This window comes from Thermomonas sp., from assembly GCF_029945965.1.
GTDB lineage: Bacteria > Pseudomonadota > Gammaproteobacteria > Xanthomonadales > Xanthomonadaceae > Thermomonas.
In genome coordinates this window covers 1,208,150-1,214,351 of the sequence record NZ_JAQSDO010000015.1, presented here as the reverse complement: position 1 = coordinate 1,214,351, position 6,202 = coordinate 1,208,150, and the positions used below count along the sequence as shown (strand labels likewise).

10 protein-coding genes are annotated in these 6,202 nt (G+C 57.2%); 4 read left to right on the top strand and 6 right to left on the bottom strand.

Annotation, left to right across the window (positions count from 1 at the left end):
• Window positions 1-153 precede the first annotated feature (153 nt).
• The 4 genes from PSV05_RS11925 to PSV05_RS11910 form a co-directional block, all read right to left on the bottom strand.
• Entirely contained in the window at window positions 154-507 is a 354-nt protein-coding gene (locus PSV05_RS11925; protein ID WP_300065355.1) for a VOC family protein, read from the bottom strand.
• A gap of 181 nt (window positions 508-688) precedes the next feature.
• A complete protein-coding gene (locus PSV05_RS11920) occupies window positions 689-1,111 on the bottom strand; it encodes a hypothetical protein (RefSeq protein WP_300065353.1) in 423 nt (140 codons plus the stop codon).
• Between the two features lie 119 nt (window positions 1,112-1,230).
• A complete protein-coding gene (locus PSV05_RS11915; RefSeq protein ID WP_300065351.1) occupies window positions 1,231-1,629 on the bottom strand; it encodes a hypothetical protein in 399 nt (132 codons plus the stop codon).
• 300 nt (window positions 1,630-1,929) lie between these two features.
• A complete protein-coding gene (locus tag PSV05_RS11910; RefSeq protein WP_300065349.1) occupies window positions 1,930-2,466 on the bottom strand; it encodes a hypothetical protein in 537 nt (178 codons plus the stop codon).
• 140 nt (window positions 2,467-2,606) lie between these two features.
• Here PSV05_RS11910 and PSV05_RS11905 point away from each other — a divergent pair, with 140 nt between their 5' ends.
• From PSV05_RS11905 to PSV05_RS11890, 4 genes are all read left to right on the top strand, one after another.
• A complete protein-coding gene (locus PSV05_RS11905; protein ID WP_300065347.1) occupies window positions 2,607-2,783 on the top strand; it encodes a hypothetical protein in 177 nt (58 codons plus the stop codon).
• Between the two features lie 176 nt (window positions 2,784-2,959).
• Window positions 2,960-3,244 (top strand): hypothetical protein, encoded by a 285-nt coding sequence (locus PSV05_RS11900; RefSeq protein ID WP_300065345.1) that lies wholly within the window; start codon window positions 2,960-2,962, stop codon window positions 3,242-3,244.
• A 275-nt stretch (window positions 3,245-3,519) separates the two neighbouring features.
• Window positions 3,520-3,741 (top strand): hypothetical protein, encoded by a 222-nt coding sequence (locus tag PSV05_RS11895; protein ID WP_300065343.1) that lies wholly within the window; start codon window positions 3,520-3,522, stop codon window positions 3,739-3,741.
• Between the two features lie 175 nt (window positions 3,742-3,916).
• Complete coding sequence (locus tag PSV05_RS11890) at window positions 3,917-4,948, top strand: integron integrase (protein ID WP_300065341.1); 1,032 nt, start codon at window positions 3,917-3,919, stop codon at window positions 4,946-4,948.
• A gap of 6 nt (window positions 4,949-4,954) precedes the next feature.
• Here PSV05_RS11890 and PSV05_RS11885 read toward each other — a convergent pair whose 3' ends face one another.
• On the bottom strand, window positions 4,955-5,371 hold the full coding sequence (locus tag PSV05_RS11885) for a hypothetical protein (protein ID WP_300065339.1): 417 nt from the start codon (window positions 5,369-5,371) through the stop codon (window positions 4,955-4,957).
• A gap of 46 nt (window positions 5,372-5,417) precedes the next feature.
• Window positions 5,418-6,125 (bottom strand): deoxyribonuclease V, encoded by a 708-nt coding sequence (gene nfi / locus PSV05_RS11880; RefSeq protein ID WP_300065508.1) that lies wholly within the window; start codon window positions 6,123-6,125, stop codon window positions 5,418-5,420.
• Between the last annotated feature and the right edge of the window lie 77 nt (window positions 6,126-6,202).

Below are 6,202 nucleotides of genomic sequence, written 5' to 3'. Positions count from 1 at the left end.
GATCACACAAAAAGAACTGTTTGACCCGCGGCCTAACACCTGAGTTAAGCCGGACCGCGCAGCGGCCGAGCGGTGTGCTACACGATAGCGCAACAAGCGAGGCCGCGAAGCGGTCTCGGCTTGAACGATTAGTTAGGCCGCAACTCGGCGCACTTAGCTGGCAATTTTATCAGTGTGCTGCTCGGCTAGAACGACCTGATTCCCATCTGGATCTAGAAGGATGGCAGTGCTCACTTTGTCCGACGCGCTTCTGTCACCAATCTTGACCCCGCGCTCCGAAAGTTGCGCTATGTGATCGTCCAAACCTGTGACCGAGAGTGTGACGGATGATGATCCGGCACGCTTGGAATCCTTGAATATTTGGAGTGATCCGCCGCCTGGCAGCGACCATTCCAAGAGTCCTGGCATAGGTGTTTTTCCCGCAGTCCCAATCAGCTGTTCGTACCATTTGGCAGCAGTCTCTAAATCGTGAACAGCTACACCGGCCAGAGCATTCTCTACGGACATGGTTGTTCCTCTAAGACACGATAAATTGAATAGGCTCGTTTTTGTTCTACCTAACATTAGAAGCGACTTTGCTATTTGCGGCCTAACACCTGAGTTAAGCCGGACTGCGCAGCGGCACGGCGGTGTGCTACACGATAGCGCATGAGCCGAGCCGCGAAGCGGTCTCGGCTTGAACGATTAGTTAGGCGCCAATTTCTGGATCTGAGTTGAGTTGATCGTTAAATGTGCTGAGGATTGCGACTGCACCATTGAAGAACCCTGAGTCGACCTGAGTGAAGCCGTACTTGCGTCCATTATGTAGAGCCTCCTCAAGCACCATGCCCAACGACATGAGTAGAACATCCCTTTGTGAGTCCGTTGGGTGAGTCCTGCAGAAATGGGCCAATGAAATTGCAGCTAACGAAAGTTTGTGAGGACGTTCTGCTCTAGTGCCATTGAACAAGTGTGGCTTCTCATCCCAAGTTGCTCCAACAATTGTGTTGGCGAGATCACCCGCATTTCCATTGAAGAGGCCCCGCTTTCCCTGAATCTCAAGCAAGTTTTGAACAATGACAGCAGCCTCACTTTTCTTCATTGTATCTTTCATGCCGCCGAATAATCGCATGCTTCCTCCGTTGTTGGCGCCTAACACCTGAGTTAAGCCGGACTGCGCAGCGGCACGGCGGTGTGGTACACGATACCGCGTTAGCCGAGCCGCGAAGCGGTCTCGGCTTGAACGAATAGTTAGGCGGCTGCCGTGGGCATTTGCCCGGACGCTATCAGACCGATGGCGACGCAAGCGGCAATGCCGACAAGTGCATCAAATAGCGAGACTGAGTAGCCAAGAACTTTGGAAAGCTTGCCCGTGGATCGCCTTGCACCGACGAACAAGAGCAAAGCTGCAGGAAAGAGTGCGAGCAGAATCGCTTGCCCGAGAAGCAATCTTGAAGTGCCGCTGAGACTTGGGAATGAGTCACCCAGAATCACAAGATCGGCAGCAATTGCTACTGCTGTAATGACATATCCGATTGCGGAATAGTGTTTCATGACGCCTAACGCTGGAATTAAGCCGAGACCAAGCGCGTAGCGATTGGGCTTCGGCTTGAATGACTTGTTAGGCCACAAAGCGAGAAGCCATGCCATACATCCCGATCTACAAAAGGCCGCCAAACAAGTTCGTTCGCTACGACATGGAGCGATTCGATGACGGCGCTGGCAATACTGGAGTCGAGCGAGTTGCTATTTATCTGGACAAGCACGGCACTGAAAAACGGGAGTCCGCGCAGGTGATTTGGGACGTACAGCCGCATTCTAACTCTGTGGCCTAACACCTGAGTTAAGCCGGGACGCGCAGCGGCTCGGCGGAGTGGTACACGTCACCGCGTGAGCCGAGCCGCGAAGCGGTCTCGGCTTGAACGAATAGTTAGGCGCCAAAGCCCCAAGTTACCGAAGGCTTATGAGGTGATGCTCAACTTGGTCCAACAAATCAAGAACATCTCCGGGGCCCAAGTAGTCAAAGAGTACCTTTTGTCCATGAAGTGAAGCCGTAAGCTCTCGACCGTTAAGTATTGCGGGACGAGTTGGTTCGTTTCCGAGAAAATGGAACGAGTTCCCATGACCCATGGCATTTCGCACGTGGCGGAAGAACTCGAGCTGCGGAGAATGGTCGAAGTAGCCATTGCGCGAGAGCTCGTCGCCGACGTTCATGAAGATGGTCTGGATCAGTAGGCCGTGGTATTCGAGGTTGAACTCTGGGTTGGCACGTAACTGCTGCACTAACGGCTCGTAGTTGTGAATTGTGTACATTGTGTCGTCGTGCCGAGCGAAACTCGTCGAGTGATCCTCAATTGGGAACAGGTCAGCTTTGAGTGCTTGATAGTGTCCTTCGTGATTGAGCAAGTAGAGGAATAGACTTGCGCCGACCAGGATCAAACGGCCATTTCCTATAAGTGCGATTGAACGATCAACGGAATGTTTCATCGGCTAACCTCGAGAGCTGACGTTGGCGCCTAACGCCTGAGTTAAGCCGGACTGCTATCCGGTAAATCAAACCATGTTCATGCTGGGAAGCAGTCTCGGCTTGAACGAATTGTTATGCGGCGCGAATCCGGGAGGCATGAATGAAATACGTGACTTACCTTATCTACATCATCATCTTTGAGTCTATCGTTTGGGGCGGCACCGGCTACGTTGTGTTTGGGCTTGGCAACAGTGGGTGGTGGTTTGTATTGGCGGCGTTGGTGTCAGGCGCGGCCCACAAACCCCAGCGATGGATTCATGGCGTTGTGTCCGAGTGACCGCATAACGCCGCGTTAAGCCGCGCCGCCACGGAAAACCCGGCAGCGCGAGGCAATGATGCGGTGTCGGCTTCAACGGATAGTTATACGTTGCCGCTTGCGTGACGTGTCACGATAGGGTATAAGGGTGTTACGCCGCATGGTGCGGACGGGAGAACGAAATGCGTACAGTAAAGATGGTCACGCTGACACTTGCGATTGAAACCGACTCCGACAGCATGGAGGACATTGAGGCCGCGATCTGTTCGGAGCTTGCGGGCGCAGAGTTCGATTTCGACTGCACCGAGGCATTGCCTGACGGAAGTGATGGTGAGCGCACGCAACTGGAAGTGCGGATTGCGATTGCCAAGACAAAGGATTGTCGGGTTGACGCTGGCGTGAGTCGTGATTACGCGCACCCGGATGCGGCACCAAACAAGAAGATTCATTCGGTCGGAGGGCGGCAGATTGTCTGCGGCTAAGACGCCAAGCGAGCGCAAGGCAGCCGAGCGCGAAAGACACAAGGAGGCGGGGCGTGTGCCAGTCACGGTACACGTTCAGCCTCAGTGGCGAGAGGAAGTGCGGGCGCTGGAAGGAAAGCTGCAACGCCGCGAAAAGCGGAAGCCGATTGGCAACGCATAACGGCTGAGATAAGTCGGGCCGCGCTGGAAAGTTGGTTTCCCCGAGGCAGTGATGCGGCCTCGACTTGATTGAATTGTTATGCGGCGTGAGCCGTTCACTAACAGAGGAAGGTCTAATGGACTGGAATGACATAAGTGCAGATGCCCGCGAAGTAATGCAAGAACTTGGAAACTTCGGCCCGACCTTTCATCCGGGGGATCGGCAGGTTAAGGGGTTCATGATTGACAGTGACGGCGATGCTGGAAAGACGTATTGGGACAGTAACGAGCTGCGCCGGGTCGCTGCTGCGTGCAATGAGGTTGCTGCGTGGCTTGATAAGCGTGCTGGTGTTGAATAACAGAGCGTCCGCATAACACCTAATAGCTTTTAAAAAGCGGAATAAGGATGGGATAGTCATATTCCCGGCCATTGAAGTTACAGACAAATCCTACCTCAGATCAATGGCTTGGCCGATGCCCTCAGCATCTGTTCGTAAGCAATATGGGTGCGAAATCAGCCAAGGATGTATGTGTATGCCTTATGGCATTGATAACGACGAATTTGCAGGAGAGCCTGACGGCTTGCAGGCAGACATTGCGAAGGAGCTGCGACCCAGCCTTTTCGACGAAGTTCGTCGCGTTTTGCGGTTAAATCACTACAGTATCCGCACCGAGGATGCCTATGTGGGCTGGATTCGTCGCTACATCGAGCTGAACGGATGTCGTCATCCTCGGCAGTTGGGTGCTCGTGAGCTGGAGACCTTCCTGTCGCGCTTGGCGGTGGACGGCAAGGTGGCGGCCAGCACCCAGAACCAGGCGTTGGCGGCGATCCTGTTCCTGTATCGGGACGTGCTTCGGCAGCGCCTGGACTGGATGGAGGATGTGATCCGGGCCAAGAAGCCGCGACGGTTGCCGACGGTACTGGCGCGCAGCGAGGTGCAGGGGCTGCTGGCGCAGATGGATGGGCGACCACGCATGCTGGCATGCGTGTTGTACGGCACCGGTTTGCGCTTGCTCGAATGTTTGCGTTTGCGGGTCAAGGACGTGGATTTCGCCCGCAATGAAATCACGGTGCGTAATGGCAAGGGTGGCAAGGATCGGCGGACGTTGTTGCCACGTTCGTTGGTGGAACCTTTTCAGCAGGAAATCGAGCGTGCACGGGTGCTGCATGCGCAGGACCTGGCAGCAGGATTCGGGGTGGTGTACCTGCCGTATGCGCTGGATCGGAAATACCGCAGCGCCAATCGCGAGTTCGCATGGCAGTACGTGTTCCCGGCGCTGAATCGGTCGGTGGACCCGCGCGACGATGTCGAGCGCCGCCATCATGTGGGCGAAGGGGTGGTGTCGCGGGCGTTAAAGCAGGCGCGTCAGCGTGCGGGTATCACCAAGCCGGTGACGGCGCACACGATGCGGCATTCATTCGCGACGCACCTGTTGGAATCTGGATACGACATCCGCACGATTCAGGAGTTGCTTGGCCACAAGGACTTGGCAACCACCCAGATCTACACGCATGTGCTCAACCGTGGTGCCAGCGGTGTGCTCAGCCCGCTGGACCAGACTTGATGGCGATCACGGCGTGGCGGTTATCGACAGGGTGGCATTTGGTCCGATGCCGCGTTCCAGCGACACTAGGGTCAGGGTGCGTGCGCCGATGCGTGCGCTGGTGGGGCCGCCTTGGCGGTTGGTGTGTAGGCGCAAGTTCCGGGCACTGCCTTTCGCAGGTTTCCAGCGCAGGGCGATCTCGGCGTCGCCGGCCCAGACGCATTGCACGTCGGGTGCGCAGCGCGAGTCGTTGACGAGGCTGGTGTAGCTGAGCTGGCTTCCATCGCTGAGTTGCGTGCTTTGGCCGAGGCCAAGCGTGACGCGGCTGTCGTCGACGGTTGGCTGGCTTGCGGCATCGGCGCTGGGCTTGAACGTGTTGTCGGTGGCGGCGCAGGCAGCTGGCAGCAGCAGGATCATGGCGAGGATGGCGGGCAGGCGGGTCATTTAAGTGCTCCGTACGGTTGTTGAGGGCAGGCTACTCGGAACAGTGTCAAGACGATGCCGACTGCTTGCGGTCGCGGCGCGAGGCCAGCCGATCCGCGAGGCGCGTGGTTTCCGGCAGGCGATAGGTGGTGACGAAGCGCATGACGAGTTCCGGTGCGGAGGCCATGGCGACGCGGTGTCCTGGCGAGACGATCAGCGGTAGGCAACATGGCTTGCTGCGCAGCATCCAGCCGATCTGTTCGCTGCCATGACGCAGCGAGGTGAAGGCACCGCGCATATCGTGCAGGTTGGTGCGGCTTTCGCCAACCAGGATCTTCTTGGCCACCCCAATACTTGGTAAGCCGGTGGCCACGCCGAAATGCGCGGCGATGCCGAGCCGGCGTGGATGCGCGATGCCGTGGCCGTCGACGAAGGCGAGGTCCGGTGCCTGCGGCAGTTGCCCAAGCGCAGCGAGCAGGGCCGGCAGTTCGCGGAAGCTGAGCAGGCCGGGGATATAGGGCATGCGCGTCGGCAATCGGGCGACTTCGCTTGCGATCACTTCAAGACTATCGGCATCCAGGAGTACCGCGGCAGCGCGGGTGATCGCGCCGCCTTCCTCGAAGCCGACATCGAAGCCGGCCACGGTGCGCAAGGGTCTCGCAAACTTGTCGCGCAACACGACTTGCGTGGCGAGTTCGGTTTGCAGCGCCCGCAAGCCTAGGGTGTTGCCATCCCAATCTGGAAGGTCGGCTATGGCAGATGCCGCGATGGTCATGGCGTCCTGATCCCTGGCGTCTCGATCATGGGGCAGGCCTTGGCCCGCCATTGCTTGCCTGCCATTGTGGATTGTCA

What these genes read in the sequence shown, in the direction of transcription:
- PSV05_RS11885 (WP_300065339.1), bottom strand. Translation starts at nt 5,371, where the DNA reads ATGACCCGCCTGCCCGCCATCCTCGCCATGATCCTGCTGCTGCCAGCT.
- PSV05_RS11910 (WP_300065349.1), bottom strand. Translation starts at nt 2,466, where the DNA reads ATGAAACATTCCGTTGATCGTTCAATCGCACTTATAGGAAATGGCCGT.
- PSV05_RS11920 (WP_300065353.1), bottom strand. Translation starts at nt 1,111, where the DNA reads ATGCGATTATTCGGCGGCATGAAAGATACAATGAAGAAAAGTGAGGCT.
- nfi (WP_300065508.1), bottom strand. Translation starts at nt 6,125, where the DNA reads ATGACCATCGCGGCATCTGCCATAGCCGACCTTCCAGATTGGGATGGC.
- PSV05_RS11905 (WP_300065347.1), top strand. Translation starts at nt 2,607, where the DNA reads ATGAAATACGTGACTTACCTTATCTACATCATCATCTTTGAGTCTATC.
- PSV05_RS11895 (WP_300065343.1), top strand. Translation starts at nt 3,520, where the DNA reads ATGGACTGGAATGACATAAGTGCAGATGCCCGCGAAGTAATGCAAGAA.
- PSV05_RS11925 (WP_300065355.1), bottom strand. Translation starts at nt 507, where the DNA reads ATGTCCGTAGAGAATGCTCTGGCCGGTGTAGCTGTTCACGATTTAGAG.
- PSV05_RS11900 (WP_300065345.1), top strand. Translation starts at nt 2,960, where the DNA reads ATGGTCACGCTGACACTTGCGATTGAAACCGACTCCGACAGCATGGAG.
- PSV05_RS11890 (WP_300065341.1), top strand. Translation starts at nt 3,917, where the DNA reads ATGCCTTATGGCATTGATAACGACGAATTTGCAGGAGAGCCTGACGGC.
- PSV05_RS11915 (WP_300065351.1), bottom strand. Translation starts at nt 1,629, where the DNA reads ATGGCATGGCTTCTCGCTTTGTGGCCTAACAAGTCATTCAAGCCGAAG.